We start from the raw sequence: 17,660 nt of genomic DNA, 5'->3' as shown, positions 1-17,660 counted from the left end.
AGGACATAGGTTGTGAAGCCCGATATGGACAACTCTACCTTACTGAATTCTTATATACACTTAGATCCGGATAAATTCAGATTTATAGGTCAGATATCTACAGAACACGGAACTTTTGCATGGGCAGAGAAACAGACGGTTTTTAACGAATCTGAAATAGCCCGCCAATAGAATCAAATTAACGATAAGACTAAACAATTGATGATTCCTATGTTTGGATCAGTATACCTCAGAGTAGATGATGACGCAGGAGAGAGTTAGAGAATAATTTAAGATTATCAACTGAAAATCAATTGTCCTTCAATATAAGCTAATCCACTCGAATAATGGCGGAAATCTCAGAGTAACCGACTCTGGGATTTTTTGTGTTTAAACTAAAGGGAAGAATAGTTGAATTAAACAATGGCATAATATTACCAAAAAAATTTGGAGGGAATGCCCTTGCTTAAACGGATTGTTTCATTGATTTTTATCTTTACGCTTTCTGTTGGAATCAACAATGACCTACTCATCGCATCAGCTAAACCTACGCAAGCTTTTTCAAATATGGATTTGGACAAGCTGCAAACTGTTGCGGATTTCAAACTCTATACGCCGTCTTGCTCGGATCAAAACTATATATTAGAAATTAAGGAACCATACCCGTTTGATCTTAGACAATCAGTTTCAAAAGTTAGACTTCATTTTTTTGATGAATCAGGACAGACATATTTGTTTGGAATTGAAGAACATAAGGCGGGTGGATATAAAGTAAACCGAGTTGTCACTAACGTCGATGTTCGTAACCGATCAAGTACAACAAGAACTATAGTCGAGGATTTTAAGTTTAATGAACATGGAGAGAAAATGAACATAAATGGAATCGAAGGGCGATTTGAACCATGGGCTAACCATATACCAGGAGGATACCTACGATGGGTACAAAATGATACTTTCATTGAAATGGACAGCGGAGAATTAACTAAAGAGGAAATGATCGCGTTAGCAAAATCAATGAGATGATTCAGTAATTCAAACTAACGGAAAACGAAAGCAATTAAGGCTGCCATCTTACATGGGAGCCTTTTTAATATTTGACTTTAAGTAGACTATGAAAGCGGAATGGCTTTTATCCTTGAAATTAAGCAACAAATTCGATATAAATCCGTTGTAGTATGAGAGAGGTGATATGATGTGACAAAAATGAGTAGTTGGATTTTAATGTTGGTATTAGTGGTACCCACGATATTTGCTGGGTGTTCATCAACAGAAAAAAATGAAGAAACTGTGACTCAAAGTGTAGTAGCATCTGATTTTGTTCTCGAAGTAACAACGCCAACTATTATAGTTACTGGTGAAGCAATAAAAGTAAAAGGGACTCTTAAATATACGGGTATTCAACCCGGTGAAGTTTCCCATGGAGAACCAATCATTCGTTTTTACTTTTCGGGTAGTAACGAGGAGCGTAATTATAAGGATATGGCATATTTAACTGAGTTTAAGTCAGGTCAACTAGTTGAGGTTGAAGATGAATTTATAGTAACAAAAAAAGGGAAACAAAATCTTCTTGTAAATATTGATGGGGATATCTCATTAACAATGAATCCAATTGAAATTCTTGTTAAATAATCTTAGTTGAATTCAACTAACGGGCAGGTTAACTCAGTGCCATTTTGTGAATTACAGATGTAACTTTCATTGATTTGATAGCGTTATTAATAACGAGGAACGTCTTATAGGTTCTAGAATAACTAATAAATGAATATGAGGGATAAAGTTGTGAAAAAAAAGGGGCTTTTTTTTGCTGTTTTATTATTATCTTTAACAACAGCGACTGTAACTGCCTGTGATTCAACAAGTTCAACTCAAGAGAATAACTCTACTCTAAAGTCTGGTGTATTATCAAGCAAATCAACAAGTACAACCCCTACTAATTCTTTAAGTGAAGAAGAGAATAAACCCTCGCACTATATTGCTTCTGGGGGCGCAACGGTACAGCAACCCTTTTCAATAAATCCGGAATTCGTACATATAAAACTTCTAATGAAGAACAATAGTAGCCATGAAGTCAATGTTAGTTTAACACACTTAGATACTAGTGAAGTGTATTTCGCTAGAACGATTGCTGCCGGGGAATCTTCGGATTGGATAAATATTAATCAAGGTTTCACGCAAGGCATGCGTACTGGAGGCTACTTGCTTCAATGGAGTGGTGGCGGTTATAACGTTAATGGGGAAGTATGGGGAGCAGCTGTTTCAGACCCGGACGATACTGCTCCTCTATCTTATTGAACTAACGGGCAGGTTAGTTTTAATTGAGGTATCGCTGCACGGAATCAATAGCATGAATTATATGGTAAAACATAGGAGGAGTACTATTCAAAAAATGAGGAGGCAACAAATACATAATGGTCAATGACCTATACCGAAAAATTGGTCTCTTATTTTTAAAGAAAAATCTAGTTCAGTTAGCATTGCAGTTTTTTATTTCAGCGTTAATCGGAGTTATATATACTTTTATGATCATTGATGAAACTATAGGTGGATATATTCATGAAGTATTACCGAGTAAGGATGGACCGAATCTTCATCAATATTTGCCCATTGTGATCACTGTGTTAATATACTCGTGCTTCATTCAAAGAAAAGAAAGAATTTTTATAGAAAAAATCTCATTCAGTTGTCTTCATATTTTGATTGCAATACTAAGCTGTATTTCTTCTCTTATCGTTATCATGATGGTTCAATTCCCATTGATGAACTAACTAAATTATCAACTAACGAGCAGGAACGAGCAGGCTAGTTCACGGTACTAAATATACTAAAGGGCAGAATACCAAGAAGCTTAGGAGGGAACAGGAAGATGATTCGGGGTGTAATTGTTGAAGGGATGTCTACTGTAGGAAAAACATCATTATTTTCTGCTATAAAGAGATTACATAGTCAAACACCGAATAGTGAGAAAACTATAGTTGCAGTAAGTGAACACTATTCACAAGTATTGCATTCATACCAAGGTGTTTTAAGATCCATGGATAAGGATGAACATATCTCACTTCTAAGTCGACATGTTGATTATCTTGAACAACAATACGATTGGATTAACTTTCTTGGTCATTCCAAACCATCAAAAGGTATATTTTTTCTTTTAGAGAGGTTTCATGTAAATCATAGAGCCGCATTTAAAGCCTCTCCTGAGATTGAGTTGCTAGAGAAACGTCTACTCAGGATGAATGCACATTGTGTACTCTTAACCTTGACCCCGGATGCTGTTGAGTCTAGGTATATTGAAAGTCGCGGTGAAGCCTGGAAGTCATATGTTATGGGGAATTCTACTACTCCCCAAGTATGTGAAACGTTTTTAGATAATCAAGAAAATCTTCGAATGGCTACGAAACAATCATTGATTCCAACTTTAGAGATTAACACAGATGAAGCAGACTGGGAAGCTTATGCGAAACGAGTTCTTACGGATTTACGTTAAACGTTGGCGTTCAACCAAGACACTACGGAATTTGTTCAGATATCAGTTAAATCAAATGAAAAGCTTCATTGATGAAACTATTGGATGGCAGCAGGTTCGATTAATCAATGAGATGAAGAGGGGGAAATCGAAATGAAGACAATCAAGTGCATGATGGACCACCTGTACTGGGCAGACGGACGTATCTTGGAAGCACTCGAAGAGAGTGGGACGAAGCACAAGGACCTTCTGAAACTCGTTCGGCACGTCGCGGTCGCGGAACGAGTCTGGTTGTCTCGATTGCAGGGCAAGGGTAGCGCGCAATATTCGTTATGGGAAGAAGCGGAAGACCTGACGGCGATCCGGACGATATTCGAAGAAAACGCTGAGCAATATCGCGTCTATATCGAAGGGCTTGAGGAATCTGAGTTGGATGAAATGATCGACTACGCGAATCAGAGTGGGGTTCCATTCCAAACATCCGTCCGGGACATCCTGTTGCAGGTTCTCTTACATGGGCAATATCACCGAGGACAGATCAATCGGGCACTTCGGATCGAATCGGCAGAGCCTGCCCAAGTCGATTACATCACGTTCGCGAGGCTCTAACGGGCAAGATAGCGTGGCATATAGAGGACTGGATATTCATAGATAGGTTTCTTAATAAGAGGAAAAGAAACCTATCCTGGGGATAACCGAAAGAGAATTAGAAAATAAAGGTTTTAATTAATCATTAAACTCAACAAACACATGCATATACTTATCTAATCCTGGAAGACCAGTCGTTTCTTTGATATCCAAAAATTTAAGTTTTTCTTCCCAGTCCACTCTTTCTTGGTCGGACTCATCAGCAGCTACTTCAAAAATATATGCTAAGACAAATGCATCAATACTTGAGACTCCATTTTTTAATTGTACCCACTCTTGCGGAAGAACTACTTGGTTCTTACCCACTTCGATGCTCTTACCAGAGAAATTAAGAATCAATTCCTGTCCTTGATTTTTAATCGTAGTCACTTTGTTCTTTCCATCCCATTTAATTGTTGCTCCGGATGCTTTAAAGACATCCTTCACTGGAACATAAGTGGAGTTATACGTCGTTGTAGTCAACTTGTGGTCCTTTGTGATATTTAGTTCTATCTTTTTTAATGAAGGATTATATGTATACGCTGCACGTTCCTTAAAAGGTAGATCCTTTAAAGGTTGGTCCGTAGCAGATGCAACCGACACTACACCCACAACTAAAGTTGACATCAAAAATAGAGAAACTAATCGCTTCATCTTGATTCCTCCTTAAGTATTGTTATTCACGTAACATAAACGCTACAAGACAGGAAAATGTTTCCTTTAAAATCCAGTTGTATGAAAAGGGAGAATAGGCATGGAAATTAAGATACGAGAAATTGCAGCGAATGATTATACTGAAGTTGTTTTTTTATGGAACGATGTGCTTGAGATTCGCAATGTTAATGAGGGGAATTTTCGAGATACTACAGAAAAAATGAATGAGGACGGGAATTACAAAACATTTGTTGCATTATTTGAAAATGATGTGGTTGGTTTTGTAACTATAGTTCAGGCATTGTCCATAGGGGTTTCCATTGGTTATTTACATATACAAGCTCTTGCCGTTAAAAAAGAATTCCAGCATCGTGGGGTAGGTACACAACTATTAAGACATACTGAAAATTATGCTAAAGAACTCGGAATATCTAGTATTATTTTATGTAGCGGATTCAAGCGAACTGATGCCCATGCTTTCTATGAGCATAATGGCTATGACAAAGATTCATACTGCTTTGATAAGATTATTAACCTTGACTAATAAATAATAATTAAATCAAATTCATCAATTATTTCCTTTACTTGAGAGGGGATTGAGACGTATAATCCGTTCAGACATCAGAGCAAGAAGAGGGGAAAAATGATTATGAATAACGGGTTAGTCAACGCTATTATTGCGTATATCATGTGGGGGGTTCTCCCGCTTTATTGGAAGTTGTTTAGCGAAGTTCCGGCAGGTGAGATTTTGTCGCATCGGGTTGTCTGGTCGTTTGTTTTTATGGGTATTCTGGTCGCCGCCCAGCGTCGCTGGGGTGATATAAAGCGGATTGCAACTAACCGCTCGATCCTGCTGTCGCTCACCGCCAGCGGAATGCTGATCGCGGTTAATTGGCTCATCTTTATCTGGGCGGTCAACAACGGCCATGTCGTCGAGACAAGCCTTGGCTATTATTTGAATCCGTTGCTGAACGTGCTGTTAGCGGTCGCCTTCCTTCGTGAGAAGCCAAACCGCGGCCAATGGCTTGCAATTGCCATCGCTGGCGCAGCGGTGCTTATCATCGCGATTGACTATGGACGGTTTCCGTGGGTCGCGATCTCGCTGGCTGCGTCATTTGGTTTGTACGGCCTGGCGAAGAAGAAGATCAAGCAAGACGCTTCTATAGGTTTATTCTCGGAGACGGCTGTAGTCCTGCCTGTCGCGCTCGGCTACTGGATCTATTTGGCCGTTGTAGGGAAAACGACGGCATGGACGCTGCCTGCACCAACGTTCATCGAATTGCTTCTTTCCGGCGTAGTCACGGCGCTGCCGCTGCTCTTTTTTGCGCGAGCAGCCGCCCGGATGTCGCTGTCAACGCTCGGCTTCGTTCAATACATCGGGCCGACGATCATGCTTTTGCTGAGCATATTCGTATTCAAGGAATCGGTTTCGCCGGTTCTACTCGTAGGCTTTGCTCTCATCTGGACAGCGCTCGTGGTATACGCTACAGCATCGATTCGCGGCGCGAAACTCGCGAAGGCGAGTTGATGGCATAGTACCCCGGTAGGGATGAAGTGGAAAACCCTGGAGCATCAATCAAACGAAAGGCGTGGGATTGCCATGACTACAGCCACACTTAGCAAATGGGGAAATAGCAGTGCAATTCGCATTCCTAACCAATTGCTTAAGCGTCTTAATCTGGAAGAAGGCTCGGAAATTGAGATTTTGGTGACAGAAGATAATGAATTGTTGTTGCGTCCAAAAACCAAGCCTGTAGAGTCCAATGAGGAACTACGTAACCATCTAAAGACGTTGCTCTCTAAAGTGAAACAGGATACAAGACATGAGGAAATAGACTTTGGCACAGAAGGGAACGAGCTACTTTGATCATTCTCAGCCATACGACCGACCACTGTACTAACATGAATTTAATGAAGTAAAGGGTTTTGCTGTTGTATGTCGCTTAATGAGCCAATCCCAATGAAATCAGTTCTACGCAATGTCCGTTCTATATTGGCATAATTGAAGATTATTAGCTGTTCGTATACCTAAATCCACGTCTAACTCATAGACGTGGATTTTTTCTTTTTTACCTAAATTTATTCGTCCATCACTGACGCTTCGAACAAGAGCCGAAAGGCACTTATAAGTTGGAAAGAAAGATTTTTAATCCTCTGAAAAAGCTTCCATTTATAGTATGATAAGACTATCGCTAGCTTCTTCAAACATGGCCTGTATTATCTCTGCGGCTATCGGGCAAAGGCCATATCGAATGATCACGAAGACCATCCTATAGATAAAGATAAGGAGATCCAAATATGACAGTAACTTCGATCATGGAACAAATCCGCATTATCGAATACGATCCCTCCTACGCCGCTGCAATCGCTGATATGTGGAACCGCAGCAATGAAAGTTGGGGAGGTGGCACCAACCAGAGAACGGAGGATACCGTTCGCCGGGAGATGGAGACTTCGTCCAATCTTCATGTATTTCTCGCCGTTCATGAGAAAGAGGTTGTTGGCTTCTGCAGTTTCGCCCACTACCGCTATGACGAGAATGCCCTGTATGTACCGCTGTTGAATGTGCGCCCCGATTATCACGGCTACAAGGTCGGACGTAATCTGATCCTGAACGCCGTTCGCAAGACTGTGGAAGCGGGATGGCCTCGCCTGGATCTGTTCACTTGGGCAGGTAACACCAAGGCTGTACCGATGTATAAGAAATGCGGGTTCTTCTGGGAAAAAAAGGATGAAAATGTGCATCTGATGAACTTCATCCCGACCATTTTGCAGACGGAAGCACTTGCTCCTTATTTTGAGGAGCTGGATTGGTACGCAGACAGCACCCGCGAACTCGTCATCGAGCCGGATGGCCGACGGGAGCGTGGTTTCGATTTCTTTGATTATTCCTGGAAAAAGGGAGATATCTCTTTACGAGCCGAATTCGAGAAATCGGGTCGCGGGCTGACAGCTCTTGAAACACCGGATTACGAAATTACCACAGAGATCGACGATCATGATCTCGTATTTGGTTCCACATACAAGGTTCGCTACCGGATCACGAACCGCTCAGCATCCGAGCTGAAGTTTGAGATCAAGGGCCAAGACAACAAAAATATTCGTTTTGCGCTGGACGTTGCAAGAGCAGTTGCTCCGGGAGAAACGGTAATCGTGGAGGGCGAATTCCACCTTGATTCGGTTCAAGAGGAGCAAAGTCAGAATAAGACCCATCCCGTTGTGACGAGCACATGGCTGATCGGTGGCAGGAAAGCCGAGTTTCGTATGGGCGTTGCCCCGAAATTCCCGGCCAAGATCAACACGGCGTTGCCCGTGAAAGAGCTCTATACAAGCGTTCCTGCTGAGCTATACCTGAACGTGGAGAATAATTTTGATTCCGAAGCAGTGTTCACTTTTGACTTGCCAGAAGAAGAATTCCTAGAGTGGGCAGAACGCTCGGTGCGCCTCACGGTCCCTGCAAAAGGCAAAGCATCTGTTCCCGTAGCGTTCACCTTGCGTTCGTATGGTCTCTATTCGCGAGAAGTAGAGGTAACAGCTGTTCCGACGGATAGACAAGAGGTATCTTTTACAACCAAGCTGTCTGTTCTAATGAAGGGAACACAAGGACGTTACGGTGGGGAAAATGGGGAACAGTGGGTGGCCGTGAACGGTGCATTCTCCCTCCATATGAGCAAGCAAGAGAACAACATGTGGATTGAATATCCTGGCTCGGTTCACACGTTCTGGTGGACCTATCCGAAGCTCGGTAAGCCATTTGCAGAAGAGTTCTCCAAGAAACAAGCCAAGGAAGTGAACATCTATCCGGAGGGAGAAAACCAGGTTCTCGAAGCACTGTATGAATCGGAAGATTTCCCTGGTATAGAGATCAAGTCCGTGGTCAAGCTGTCTGCCAACGGAATTGCGGAGTTTTACCACGAAATTGGGAATACGCGCAGCGCAGAGCTGGAAGAGAATATGTTCTTGATGACGAACTTTGGTTTCTTCGGCAACCGGCTTATTCTCCCGTACCAAGGCCGTTATGTAGATATGGGCGATGCGTACTCTGGCGATCCGAGCCACTGGGACAGCGCCCAAATTACAGAGAACTGGCTGTTCTGCAAGGAGGAGTATGGTGCTTGCGGTATCTATTGGGACCCTTCGCTGAAGCTGCTTCGTCCGGAACACACACTGGGGTTACAGCATGAGCTAGGCCGGATTCCAGCAGGAGCCGTTGTGCAAACAAAGGCGACCGTATTTGCTCTGAATACCTTTGCCAAATGGCAGGATTTCCGATCATTCGCTCAAAAACGGCATAGCCCGGTTGTACCGAAGCTGGACAACCATCTTGAGCTGGCATTGGGTGGTGGCAATCCGTTTGCCCAGGATGTGCTGACAGCAGAACTGATTGAACGGAAGATGGTCCCGCTCGCTGGAAACCTGGAACTGTACGTGCAGAATGGTGGCACACCAGAGCATTTAGCTGCTGATATGGAATTAAATCGAGAGCAGGATCTGCGCTCTGCTAAATTGCAGTTCTCCCCTGAGGAAAAGGATGAGACAGGAGAAAGCGAATTTGGCTGGAAGGCTCGGGCCGTATATCGAGGCGAGGATCGGATTCATGAACGTACAGCCCTCTGGTATCCGCAGACAGGAACAGCCGTTGATTGCGTGATTGAGGAAGGTCCAGCAGGTCCTGTGTACACGGTGAGCAACGGAGTTCTTTCGATGGCAGCTGCCCCTGGTTTCGGAAGTGTCGTGCATTCCTTGAAGTACCAGGGTGAAGAATGGCTGGACAGTACGTATCCGGAAGCAACACCGCGTTCCTGGTGGAATCCATGGTACGGTGGACTTGGTGTAGGTATCCCTGGTATGAACGGTTTCAGCCGTCAGTTGGAACAAAGAAGCGCAGCTTGGACGGAGCAGAAGGATGAATTCGGTAACGTCTGGAAAGGAATTCAGATCACAACCCGCATCGAGAAGCATGAAGCGAATCGAGGAATCACGGTACAGCAGCATTACCTCATGCTGCCCGGCGTTCCTGTTCTCTGTGAGTTGCACTCGGTTACGAACGAAAGCGGATTGGCGCTGGATTACTCGCTAGCCGAGGAACATTTCTTCAAACCCTCGCCTGTCTTTGCTGATGGTTGGCTGGAACACCCCGAGCAAGGGCGGTACCCTCTTGGAAAGCTAGATGGATATCTTCAGTCCAAAGGTTTCTTGCGAATGGGTTCAGTTTCGCGTAAAGACATGCTGCATGCAGTGAATCGTTACCCTAATCAGAACGCTGCGGGGTTTGTGAACAATGTGGTGCTTGGTCACAGTGTGTATCACAATCTGCCACTGCTGAACGGGGAAACGGTCTGGACAGAGCCGACCTATCTGATCTTGGGGCAAATTCCTCTGAATCCAGAGGATGTACGTGGCCTTCTGCAGCTAGACTTTGCAACTTCAAAAGGTGAAAAGGAGGCTTAACATGCCGATTATTGATATTCATATTCATCTGTCGGACATCGACAGCTTTCATAGAACGGCGATCGATTTATCGAAAGTGGATTACTCTGCCGCTGGCCTCAAGGCGGAGTTTGATAAGAACGACGTTATTCTTGGTATCGGAATGGGGGTTACGGAGCAGACGAAGGGAGCATTTCCGGATTCCAGCTCTCCCAACCCGATGGGACTTGATTTGGAAGAAACGGTTCCGTCATTCCTCATGGAATGCGTCGGCATCAATCCAAACCACCTTGGTGGTGAACACGCTCAGGACGAGCTGGACCGGATTGAAGCACGATTACAAGCTCCTGAGGTAGCCGGAATCAAACTATATGCGGGGTACTATCATCACTACGTGTATGACAAGATCTACACACCGGTCTATGAACTGGCAGCCAAGTATAACGTGCCTGTGGTCATTCATACGGGCGATACGTACTCCATGAATGGATTGCTCAAGTATGCACATCCGCTGACCGTGGACGAATTAGCCTTTCAACAGCGCGGCGTGAATTTTATGATCTGTCATTTGGGTGATCCTTGGGTGATGGATGCCGCTGAAGTTGTGGCGAAGAACCCTAACGTTTACGCAGATCTGTCCGGCCTCGTTGTCGGTGATCGGCCCCATTTTGAACGATTTATGAACGAGCCCTTATTCATGGATCATTTCCGCCGGGCGCTGGTGTATTCGGATCATTACGAGAAAATGCTGTTCGGAACCGACTGGCCGCTTGCGCCGATCGATCTGTATGCAGAATTCGTCCGCCGACTTGTGCCGGAGCAGCATCATGAGAAGGTATTCTATGAGAATGCTTTTGGTTTATTTCCGCGCATTAAACAGCGAATTGCAGATTTGGGTTAAGCACCAGCTCATAATTATCTGTGGAAAATGTATGCCATGTAGGTCGTGGAAGCATATGATGTTCATGCTGAATCCCTATCATGTAAGCTCCTTTCACTTCTGGTGGCAGGAGCTTTTTTTATCCGGGAAAACAGTGAATTCTTCCTACGGCTAACTTGGAATGAGTAAGGGATCAGGAGAACAAAGGTTGAGTTACCATCTTCATATATTTTTTTAAGTCAGCTTTTCCATGCGAGTGTTTCTCCCATACCCCAAGGCTCCAACTCATATAACGGATGCCAAGATAACGGGACGCCAGGGAGAAGTATTTTTCGAATTGCTCTTGTGGAATATCGTATCCGTGGGAACTTAGGGCCTCCCGATAGATGTCTACTTGTTTTAAGTGGCTACAGCGTAAAGGAATATCAAAGAACAGGGAGCCATACCTTGCTTCCTCCCAATCAATAAAATAGACATCCTCATTGTTATGTACCAGTACGTTTCCGGGATTCAGATCATTATGGATCATCGTATGCATATGTTCATCTCTGATCAGAACTTCAAGATCATCTACGATGGTACTGGCTAGAGCTTCAATTTCCGATATGATTGGTAATCCAAATTCCGCAATGAATGCTGGGTTTTCTATGGCGGCGTTCCACGAAGGTTTCCAACGATTTTCCATCATGCCGATGATATGATTCCGATCCACAGTGGGTATCCAGGGCATTTCTTTTTGTAACCCCATATTCGTTCCATGTATGTAAGCCAGCGCTCGTAATTCTTTATTCTGAAGCAGATCCATATCCAGATGGCTATAATCGGTTTGGTAGTCCACATCCTGAATGCAGATCAAGCAGCGATCTTCAGTATGAGGCTCACTTGTTAGACTAAATGGCACATTCGCGCCTTGTGAAAATAATCTGGTCAATGCAGAGCGTTCTATGAACGTGGCTTTCTTCGTAATGACAGAAATGTCCTTTTGCACTCCATTGACTAGGAATTCAATATGATGTCGAAGCAATTCCACGGCCTGAAGTCCCAATTGGATAGGGTTACTTTCCATGCTTAGGATGTGAGCATCCGAGGATACATACTGATGGATGGTTTGTTCTATTAATGCTTGTACTGTGATAGATTCCTTACTCATCTGATTGCTCCTTCCTGCTTATTAGTTAAGTAGCTTACCAAGCTTCGCTGTAGTTACAAGTGAAACAAGCACCTTATTGGTGAGCCCACTCTACAAGAGCATTCCTGTGTTTCTCAGCAACGTCCCTATTTTGCTATTGTTTTTGTGAAATTATTAATGAATCCCTCTTTTTGAAGAAATACCTCTTCGAATTCTTGCGTTTTCAAATCATAGTAATAGATTCCCCGTTCATGTTTGATGTTTGCATCTACATATTCCCCAAGGAAATAAAAACCTCGTCCATCTTTGGATAAGCGCAATTCGCTGCTGGCCTTGATAGGAAAGGACATTTTCGTTCTTTCGCCTGTTCTGATATTCACCATACTGTATTCAATAGGATATTTATTGATGTGTTTTGCTGTGGCAATCATGATCTGATCTGCACGTGCGGACAGAGTTAAGATTTGTTCCTCATGCAGTTCAATGACCTTACGGGTCTGCATGGAAATAGGATCTATTTCAATGATGGTATGGTTTGGAGGAACCAACGGTGTTTGCGCCTTATTGGACTGCTCCATATGAATGTATTGCTCTTCTTCGGAATATTGGATGGCATAGGTTTTTCTCGTTTCCGGGTTAAACGAAATATCCCATGTAGTTGTATCCGAATCATAGTCATTCAAGATGTTCATCTCTTGTGTTTTCTGATCAAAGAAAATGACTTTGACAGGACGCTCTCCCTTTTTAACAGCAGCCATAACCAAAGTATGATCAACGGTATCTGGAATAATTGAATTAATTGCAAATAAGCCTGTGCTTAATTGTTGAGTCTTTTGTGCCTGAATATCATAGGAAAACAACTCGTCACCCTTATCTTTTCCAACTCCTGAATAATAGATGGTGTCATTTGCTAAGGAAGCTACAGTTAAGGGATATTGTGAGGTATAAGGTAAATCAGATAGTTTAGTTAGAGCCTTCGTTTGGATGTCGTATGTGTATACTCTCATGATCATACCATCATCGGTATCAGTTCCATTAACATATTCCGTGTTTGTAATTGAGAGATATTCATGTGCTTCTTCTTCTGGACCACACCCTGCAATGAAGAGAAGTAAAGTTATTACGACTGCAATAAATTGGTTGGGTAAGATCGTTCTTTTCATTATCTTTACACCCTTTTCACTAAAAGAAACGATAGATGAATTCAAAGTGAATTATACCTTTATTTTACAAATGGAGTAAATGAAAAAAAATTAGACTAGTTACATATAGTTCTATTTTTATATAGATGAATATGAGTTTTAAAAAAACATTTTCAGTGCAAACGTTTTTCCTGCTGAACAATTGATTGATATCTACCGATATAAAGTTAACCCATACAATATTGGACACAATCAAGGATGAAATGGAAGGTGGATTCATTTGGTATTCGCGAAGGCGAGAGAACGCGTAATCAACATGTCGTTCAGAGTCAAATTGCCGCTAATGATCGGTTTACTGGTAACCCTCGTATTGGCGGTAACTGCGGTTTTATCTTACACTGTAGCAGCAGTGATTACCCTCGACAAAAGCAAGGATGAGATTAAAGCAACCTCTGACCGGATTGGTGCGGGCTTGTTCACTTCACTAACGTTGGAAGAACAATCCACGTTCCTGATTACAACACATGGCACATTTCAGGAATTGCTGGAGATTCGAAATAGCGAAGGACAGAATGATGATGTCTTTTTCTCGGAAAATAGTGAACTCGTGGATAAGTCCAATGGTATATTGGCAGACAGCCTCGCGGGGATGGAAGGCAACAGCAATATCATATTGCTGGACCGGAAAGGCATCGTTGTTGCAGCGAACGATCCTGAAGCCCTCGGGGGAGAACGTGCAGATCGTGCGTATTTTCAACAGGCGGTTCAAGGCCAGAATGTAATTAGTGAAGGGGTTATCTCCAAGTCACTGGGTACGCTGGGTACTGCTTTTGCAATGCCGATCTACGATGAAAACAAACAAGTGGAGGGCGTACTTGTATCTACCGCATCAACCTCGTTCTTCGTTGACCAGCTTCAGAACATCAACATTAATGAAGAGGGAAAAGTCATTATTCTGGACCGCGTAGGTACAGTGATGTTCAATTCGGCGGATGAAAAGATGGCGGGGCAGAAGCTTGAGTCTGGTGAATATCAGTCACTGATTGATCTGCCTTCTAACGAGCAGTTGCAACAAGGCGATGTTAGCACAAAGGACAAAGTAATCTTTTATTCCAAAATTCCAAGATCGGATTGGACCATCATTGTTGAAGATAAACTAAGTGATGTGCAGAAGCCATTAGGGAAAATGGCGAAACAGATGTATATCGTCCTGTTCAGCGCAATTGCGGTGTCTATCATCGCAGGAATACTGATCTCCCTGCTGGTTACCAAACCCATTACAAGGCTAACAGCATTGTTCAGACAACTTGCAGACGGGGATCTGACGGTGCAGGCTAAGGGCAAATATAGCGGAGAATTCAAACAACTGGTGGATAGCTTTAACACGATGGCGGCGGGCAACCAACAGCTGATTTCCAGCATGAATCATTCCATCAGCGTACTGAAAACAAGTACAACCGAACTGGATCTGTCCACCCAGCAGACCTCGACCTCCATTGCCGAAACCACGACCACGGCGTTTGAAATTTCACGAGCCATGGAGTCTCAGGCCAATGATACGGAAGCGATCGTGGATAAATTCATGAACGTGGGCAATAAAATTGAGAACGTTAATGAGATGTCGCAGTCAGTGAAGCTCAAGGCAGACGAGATTACGGATGCATTCAAAAACAACCATAAGGTCATTGATGCGTTGATTGCGGTGAACGAACAGAACGAGGCCGAAGTGAACAATATTTCCAAGATTACAGTGCAGCTCGCTGAAAGTTCCTCCGGCATTCACCAAATTACAGGTACGATAACCGAGATTGCGAATCAGACGAAGCTGCTTGCACTCAATGCCTCCATTGAAGCCGCTAGGGCAGGCGAGCATGGGCGTGGCTTCGCCGTGGTTGCATCGGAGATCCGCAAATTGGCGGAGCAGACCACAGCCCAATCGGAGGATATCAGCCGGATTGTGATGCAGACGATTGATCATGTCGAGCAGAATAACCGGAGCGTACAAGCCATTGAGGCGATTGCTGAACAGCATAAGAGCAGTGTAGGCCAGACCAAGGAAACGTTCAATTTTGTCACCCAAAATATGAATGAAATGATGAACCAGGTTCAGGCCATTGCCTCTGAGATTGAATCCATTGAACGCGATAAGGATGACGTCATTGGAGCTGCTCAGAACTTATCTGCTTCGGGTGAAGAAGTATCTGCATCCGTGGAGGAAGTAACCGCGACGATGGAGGAACAGTCAGGTATGACCGAGCATCTGTCAGAGATGGTACAGACCATCGATGGATTGACCAAACAGCTTGCCGAAGCATCATCCCGGTTCAAAACAAAGTAAATAAGCGCATGAGGTCATTTGACGAGATCCGGTATGCTGCGATTGGGCCAAGAGATAACTTTCCAGTCGCACAACTGGTGCAGGTCATACAAAAACAAACAAACAAACAAACAATCAAAGAAAAAACCTCCCAGCCCGTTAAGTTTGAAGGGTTGGGAGGTTTTTTCGTAAGTCCATCTTTTCCAACTTTTATCGTACGAACCAACTGAGCGGCTGCGGCGAAGTGTCTGCGGTATCCCGAAGATCATGGGCTTTGACATGATTACCGTAGATCATGGAATCACTGCTCAATCGGTAGGAAGGGAAACTGTTCTCTGATTGCAGGCGAAGGCAAGGTTCGAAATAGATCTGTTGCTGTTTGTTGATAAGGAAAGGAAGCGAATCGGATTCAATCCGAATGTCATCACTGTCTGGCTCGTTAACGATCAGAAGCACAGCAGTACCATCACATCCGCATCCATCGGTGTCATAAAACAGCTTGAAATAGCCCGGCCGATCTCCCAGCATCGCGTTAAGTCTTGATTCTGCCAGCGGACTGACCTGAATGATCATAACGTCGTTCACACTCCTCTAATCACCTTATGAATTCGCTTACAATCTAATATATGGAACAATGGTGTGAAATAGAAGGGAAAGCAGGCTGAATCCGATGAAAATTACAACTTTGGTGGATCATCCAATCGAATGGTTCAATTACTTGAATATCATCGGTGGAGATGCTGTGATGGAGCCTCGGAATGAAACCCATTTCATCCCGATTCCTTATCTGGTATGATAAGCAGGAATATTAGAGAAAAAGGATGGTTCCACATATGACACCGATTACCATATATGACATCGCCAAAGAAGCGAACGTATCCGTATCCACGGTCTCCCGTGTGCTGAATGATACGGCACCTGTGCGTGCTAGCACAAGGGAGAAGATCATGTCTATCATTGAAAAACACCAGTTCCAACCCAACGCGCAGGCGCGCAGTCTGATCAAGAAAGAGACGGGAACCATTGCGATCATCCTGCCGGACATTACGAATCCGTTCTTCCCGGAAGTGTTCTGGGGGGCTGAGAACGAGGCACGTGGATTGGGATATACATTCTTCCTGTGCAATACGGCCGGGGATTACAGCCGGGAGTCCGAGTATCTGTCTATTTTGCGCGAGAAGCGGGTAGATGGCATTATTTTTCTCGGTGGACGAATCAACATGCAGGTCTGTCCGGATGAGATGGCTCAGGAATTGATTGATATGGGCAAACGTATGCCGATCGTGCTGGTCAATGGCAACATTGCCAAAGGCGGATTCCATCGGGTGTACACGGATGAAGGAGCAGGAGCCGTTTTGGCTGCTGAACATTTGCTCGAACTGGGACATCGGGATATTGCTTTTGTGGGCGGTTTGAAGGAGTTGTCCACCACGATGGTTAAGGTCAAGGCCATTCAGAAAAAACTGCGTGAGCATGGACTCGAAATACCGAAAGATCGTCAACTGCTTGGAAGCTTCTCCATTGAAGATGGCAAACGGGAGATGTCTAAGCTGCTGGACCGTGGAAACCCTCCAACTGCGGTGATCTGTGTGAACGACTACACGGCGATTGGTGCGATTAAGGCGACCATTGAGCATGGCTTATCGATTCCGAAGGATATTTCCATTGTCGGTTTTGATGATACGCCGCTCGCAAGTGCCGTTATACCGGAACTGACGACTGTTTCCCAGAATACGTATCAGCTGGGCAAGCTGGCCGTGGATAAGCTGCATGAACTGATTAACCAGGGTAATCCGAAGAAACAGACTGTTCTGCAACCAGAGCTTGTTGTCCGCCAGAGTACTGGACCCGCACCACGATAAATGGGGAATGTTTGAAAAAGAAAGCGTTGACATTCCTTCGGAGGGTGAAATATAATGAGGTCGTGAATGAAACCCCTTTCATAAACTGGAACGGGTTTTAATTTTAAACTTTATGAAACCCATTTCATGAAATGGGTTTCAGTTGTCTGATCTTCCATTCATATTTCAAGGGGGCGC

Annotated in this window: 17 protein-coding genes; 13 read left to right on the top strand and 4 right to left on the bottom strand. The window is 43.9% G+C overall.

Translation table 11 applies throughout. The annotated features are described in order from the left end of the window. Nucleotides 1–441: 441 nt before the first annotated feature. The 5 genes from BLS14_RS20480 to BLS14_RS20455 all read left to right on the top strand — a co-directional run bounded on the left by BLS14_RS20480 (nucleotide 442) and on the right by BLS14_RS20455 (nucleotide 4,051). Nucleotides 442–1,002 carry a DUF4367 domain-containing protein gene (locus BLS14_RS20480; protein WP_090953672.1) on the top strand — a complete coding sequence of 187 codons (561 nt, stop codon included), beginning with the start codon at nucleotides 442–444 and terminating at the stop codon, nucleotides 1,000–1,002. 180 nt (nucleotides 1,003–1,182) lie between these two features. Beyond that, on the top strand, nucleotides 1,183–1,608 hold the full coding sequence (locus BLS14_RS20475) for a hypothetical protein (RefSeq protein ID WP_176854638.1): 426 nt from the start codon (nucleotides 1,183–1,185) through the stop codon (nucleotides 1,606–1,608). 129 nt (nucleotides 1,609–1,737) lie between these two features. Continuing rightward, complete coding sequence (locus BLS14_RS20470; RefSeq protein WP_176854636.1) at nucleotides 1,738–2,271, top strand: pilus assembly protein; 534 nt, start codon at nucleotides 1,738–1,740, stop codon at nucleotides 2,269–2,271. A 571-nt stretch (nucleotides 2,272–2,842) separates the two neighbouring features. Continuing rightward, on the top strand, nucleotides 2,843–3,463 hold the full coding sequence (locus BLS14_RS20460; RefSeq protein WP_090953664.1) for a hypothetical protein: 621 nt from the start codon (nucleotides 2,843–2,845) through the stop codon (nucleotides 3,461–3,463). Between the two features lie 132 nt (nucleotides 3,464–3,595). Then, the gene (locus BLS14_RS20455; RefSeq protein WP_090953663.1) at nucleotides 3,596–4,051 is read left to right on the top strand and encodes a DinB family protein; all 456 of its coding nucleotides are present in this window, start codon (nucleotides 3,596–3,598) and stop codon (nucleotides 4,049–4,051) included. A 117-nt stretch (nucleotides 4,052–4,168) separates the two neighbouring features. On the opposite strand, the gene BLS14_RS20450 is transcribed toward BLS14_RS20455, so the two are convergent. Beyond that, nucleotides 4,169–4,723: a stalk domain-containing protein gene (locus BLS14_RS20450; protein ID WP_090953661.1), complete on the bottom strand. Its 555-nt coding sequence runs from the start codon at nucleotides 4,721–4,723 to the stop codon at nucleotides 4,169–4,171. 100 nt (nucleotides 4,724–4,823) lie between these two features. On the opposite strand from BLS14_RS20450, the gene BLS14_RS20445 reads away from it, so the two are divergent. From BLS14_RS20445 to BLS14_RS20425, 5 genes are all read left to right on the top strand, one after another. After that, the gene (locus BLS14_RS20445; RefSeq protein ID WP_090953659.1) at nucleotides 4,824–5,267 is read left to right on the top strand and encodes a GNAT family N-acetyltransferase; all 444 of its coding nucleotides are present in this window, start codon (nucleotides 4,824–4,826) and stop codon (nucleotides 5,265–5,267) included. A 105-nt stretch (nucleotides 5,268–5,372) separates the two neighbouring features. Then, the gene (gene rarD / locus BLS14_RS20440; protein WP_063565507.1) at nucleotides 5,373–6,251 is read left to right on the top strand and encodes an EamA family transporter RarD; all 879 of its coding nucleotides are present in this window, start codon (nucleotides 5,373–5,375) and stop codon (nucleotides 6,249–6,251) included. 21 nt (nucleotides 6,252–6,272) lie between these two features. After that, nucleotides 6,273–6,590, top strand: a complete 318-nt coding sequence (locus tag BLS14_RS20435; RefSeq protein ID WP_063565341.1) for an AbrB/MazE/SpoVT family DNA-binding domain-containing protein — start codon at nucleotides 6,273–6,275, stop codon at nucleotides 6,588–6,590. A 431-nt stretch (nucleotides 6,591–7,021) separates the two neighbouring features. After that, nucleotides 7,022–10,174: a GNAT family N-acetyltransferase gene (locus BLS14_RS20430; protein ID WP_090953657.1), complete on the top strand. Its 3,153-nt coding sequence runs from the start codon at nucleotides 7,022–7,024 to the stop codon at nucleotides 10,172–10,174. 1 nt (nucleotide 10,175) lies between these two features. Then, the gene (locus tag BLS14_RS20425) at nucleotides 10,176–11,054 is read left to right on the top strand and encodes an amidohydrolase family protein (RefSeq protein ID WP_072734638.1); all 879 of its coding nucleotides are present in this window, start codon (nucleotides 10,176–10,178) and stop codon (nucleotides 11,052–11,054) included. Between the two features lie 172 nt (nucleotides 11,055–11,226). On the opposite strand, the gene BLS14_RS20420 is transcribed toward BLS14_RS20425, so the two are convergent. Together BLS14_RS20420 and BLS14_RS20415 are read right to left on the bottom strand one after the other, a co-directional pair. Next, nucleotides 11,227–12,183, bottom strand: coding sequence for a phosphotransferase family protein (locus BLS14_RS20420; protein ID WP_090953656.1), 957 nt, complete (start codon nucleotides 12,181–12,183; stop codon nucleotides 11,227–11,229). Between the two features lie 125 nt (nucleotides 12,184–12,308). After that, a complete protein-coding gene (locus tag BLS14_RS20415; RefSeq protein WP_090953654.1) occupies nucleotides 12,309–13,325 on the bottom strand; it encodes a hypothetical protein in 1,017 nt (338 codons plus the stop codon). A 259-nt stretch (nucleotides 13,326–13,584) separates the two neighbouring features. Between BLS14_RS20415 and BLS14_RS20410 the strand changes: the two genes are divergently transcribed. Continuing rightward, entirely contained in the window at nucleotides 13,585–15,642 is a 2,058-nt protein-coding gene (locus BLS14_RS20410; protein WP_090953652.1) for a methyl-accepting chemotaxis protein, read from the top strand. A gap of 189 nt (nucleotides 15,643–15,831) precedes the next feature. On the opposite strand, the gene BLS14_RS20405 is transcribed toward BLS14_RS20410, so the two are convergent. Beyond that, complete coding sequence (locus BLS14_RS20405) at nucleotides 15,832–16,206, bottom strand: iron-sulfur cluster biosynthesis family protein (protein WP_256336612.1); 375 nt, start codon at nucleotides 16,204–16,206, stop codon at nucleotides 15,832–15,834. Nucleotides 16,207–16,291: 85 nt separating this feature from the next. Here BLS14_RS20405 and BLS14_RS33255 point away from each other — a divergent pair, with 85 nt between their 5' ends. Both BLS14_RS33255 and BLS14_RS20400 read left to right on the top strand, forming a co-directional pair. Further along, on the top strand, nucleotides 16,292–16,417 hold the full coding sequence (locus BLS14_RS33255) for a hypothetical protein (RefSeq protein WP_256336611.1): 126 nt from the start codon (nucleotides 16,292–16,294) through the stop codon (nucleotides 16,415–16,417). Between the two features lie 37 nt (nucleotides 16,418–16,454). Continuing rightward, a complete protein-coding gene (locus BLS14_RS20400) occupies nucleotides 16,455–17,483 on the top strand; it encodes a LacI family DNA-binding transcriptional regulator (RefSeq protein ID WP_063565346.1) in 1,029 nt (342 codons plus the stop codon). Nucleotides 17,484–17,660: the final 177 nt, after the last annotated feature.

Origin of the sequence: Paenibacillus sp. OK060 (assembly GCF_900101205.1) — a bacterium.
Taxonomy (GTDB): Bacteria; Bacillota; Bacilli; order Paenibacillales; family Paenibacillaceae; genus Paenibacillus; species Paenibacillus marchantiae.
Note: the sequence above shows the minus strand (reverse complement) of the source record. Positions and strands in the feature narration are given on the sequence as shown.

Coding starts and splice junctions, on each gene's coding strand:
- BLS14_RS20475 (WP_176854638.1), top strand. CDS start 1,183: ATGAGTAGTTGGATTTTAATGTTGGTATTAGTGGTACCCACGATATTT.
- BLS14_RS20435 (WP_063565341.1), top strand. CDS start 6,273: ATGAAGTGGAAAACCCTGGAGCATCAATCAAACGAAAGGCGTGGGATT.
- BLS14_RS20415 (WP_090953654.1), bottom strand. CDS start 13,325: ATGAAAAGAACGATCTTACCCAACCAATTTATTGCAGTCGTAATAACT.
- BLS14_RS20445 (WP_090953659.1), top strand. CDS start 4,824: ATGGAAATTAAGATACGAGAAATTGCAGCGAATGATTATACTGAAGTT.
- BLS14_RS20425 (WP_072734638.1), top strand. CDS start 10,176: ATGCCGATTATTGATATTCATATTCATCTGTCGGACATCGACAGCTTT.
- BLS14_RS20460 (WP_090953664.1), top strand. CDS start 2,843: ATGATTCGGGGTGTAATTGTTGAAGGGATGTCTACTGTAGGAAAAACA.
- BLS14_RS20430 (WP_090953657.1), top strand. CDS start 7,022: ATGACAGTAACTTCGATCATGGAACAAATCCGCATTATCGAATACGAT.
- BLS14_RS20420 (WP_090953656.1), bottom strand. CDS start 12,183: ATGAGTAAGGAATCTATCACAGTACAAGCATTAATAGAACAAACCATC.
- BLS14_RS20400 (WP_063565346.1), top strand. CDS start 16,455: ATGACACCGATTACCATATATGACATCGCCAAAGAAGCGAACGTATCC.
- BLS14_RS20470 (WP_176854636.1), top strand. CDS start 1,738: ATGAATATGAGGGATAAAGTTGTGAAAAAAAAGGGGCTTTTTTTTGCT.
- BLS14_RS20455 (WP_090953663.1), top strand. CDS start 3,596: ATGAAGACAATCAAGTGCATGATGGACCACCTGTACTGGGCAGACGGA.
- rarD (WP_063565507.1), top strand. CDS start 5,373: ATGAATAACGGGTTAGTCAACGCTATTATTGCGTATATCATGTGGGGG.
- BLS14_RS20450 (WP_090953661.1), bottom strand. CDS start 4,723: ATGAAGCGATTAGTTTCTCTATTTTTGATGTCAACTTTAGTTGTGGGT.
- BLS14_RS33255 (WP_256336611.1), top strand. CDS start 16,292: ATGAAAATTACAACTTTGGTGGATCATCCAATCGAATGGTTCAATTAC.